The organism is Streptomyces camponoticapitis (genome assembly GCF_014646115.1).
Taxonomy (GTDB): domain Bacteria; phylum Actinomycetota; class Actinomycetes; order Streptomycetales; family Streptomycetaceae; genus Streptomyces; species Streptomyces camponoticapitis.
In genome coordinates this window covers 1-669 of record NZ_BMMV01000077.1, presented here as the reverse complement: position 1 = coordinate 669, position 669 = coordinate 1, and the positions used below count along the sequence as shown (strand labels likewise).

General features: G+C 68.9%; 1 protein-coding gene. It reads right to left on the bottom strand.

Annotated elements, in window-relative coordinates:
- Nucleotides 1–617: AMP-binding protein (locus IEY79_RS37120; protein ID WP_189112061.1), on the bottom strand; the 617-nt coding region annotated here is incomplete at its 3' end.
- Nucleotides 618–669 lie beyond the last annotated feature (52 nt).

Sequence of the window (669 nt, the reverse complement as noted above, 5' to 3'; positions counted from 1 at the left end):
TGGTGTGCGTGGAACAAGTTGCGGATGGCGCGGTGCGGCACGGTCACGCCTTTGGGCCTGCCGGTGGATCCCGAAGTGAAGAGCATGTACGCGGCGTGCTCCGGCAACAGCGGCGCCAACCGGTCCACGTCCGTGAGATCTTCCTCCCCCACGCCTTCGGCAGTCGCCTCTCGCAGAGCCTCCGCCAGGTCCACCCATTCCGTCTCATCCGGCCAGGACACCGAGGCCCGTCCATCACCCAGCACCACCACCGGCGCCGCGTCCTCCAGCACCGCTCCCACCCGAGCCGCCGGCAGATCCTCCCCCACCGGCACATACGCCCCGCCCGCCTTCAGCACAGCCAGCACAGCGACCACCAACTCCACCGACCGCGACACACCAAGCGCCACCCGCGACTCCGGCCCCACCCCACGCCCCACCAACCACCGAGCCAACCGGTTCGCCGCCGCGTTCACCGCACCGAACGACAACGACACCCCATCAGCCACCACCGCCACACCCGACGACGACCGCGCCACCTGCGCCTCAAAAAGCTCCGAAACCGAAACCACACCCGCCGGCACCACACTGCTCGAACCGGCAACATCGGCCAGCCACTCCCGCTCACCCTCCGACATCAACTCCGCCTCACCCACCCGCGTCTCAGGATCCGCCCCCACACACACCAAA